The 727-nt window shown below is 39.6% G+C and carries 1 protein-coding gene; it reads right to left on the bottom strand.

Annotated elements, in window-relative coordinates:
* On the bottom strand, positions 1 to 630 hold a 630-nt coding region (locus B9N71_RS08370), incomplete at its 3' end, for an IS30 family transposase (protein WP_085165499.1).
* Between the last annotated feature and the right edge of the window lie 97 nt (positions 631 to 727).

The following is a 727-nucleotide window of genomic DNA, read 5'->3' as shown; positions in this document are numbered from 1 at the left end:
TATTATCATATCTCTCGTTTCAAAGGCAATGCGTTGATTAAGGCGTCCAATGAGTACGAGTCCAGTTTTGCGCTCAACTAACGTCAACAATGCTTGCTTGTCTTTACGGCTAATTATAGTATCGCCCTCCCAATGCCCTTGCGTTTTCCGGCTTTCTACATAACTTGGACGTTGTTTAATTGACCGTTTATATTGACGGTCTCCTTCTTTAATGTTCGGCGCCTTGCAATGCCGATAAGCTTTGCCTTTTCGCCTTAGATAAGATTTGAATTGTTCATAGCGCGCTTTATTTTGATAAAGGTAGTTATAGATTGATTGGACGCTGATTTTCTTTAAACGTGCAGCAATCTGCTCTGGGCTGTAATAAAGCATGAGGTATTTTTCAACTTGACGCCATACCGAAGACTCTATTGGCTTACCATTACCGCTGTTTTTTCGCCTTTTCCTAGCGAGTGTTACCGCCTCATGTGCTTGATAGGTTTGATTAGGTTTTGAGTTTCTTTTTATCTCTCGACTTATTGTCGAAGGATGTCTATTGAGTAGCTGGGCTATCTCTTTTTTATTCTTTCCTGCTTGTAATAATACGAAAATCTGGTATCTTTCCTTCCTAGAAAGGTGATTATAATACATAGCAATCTCCAAACTGTGGTGGTGCGAAGGTGCTAGTATAAATCACCTTTCTACTTTCTTCACTCCAACGTGTTTAAAATTGCACTTCATGTTTGAA

The organism is Gilliamella bombi (assembly GCF_900103255.1).
GTDB classification, from domain to species: domain Bacteria; phylum Pseudomonadota; class Gammaproteobacteria; order Enterobacterales; family Orbaceae; genus Gilliamella; species Gilliamella bombi.
This window is presented reverse-complemented; position numbering and strand designations above follow the sequence as displayed.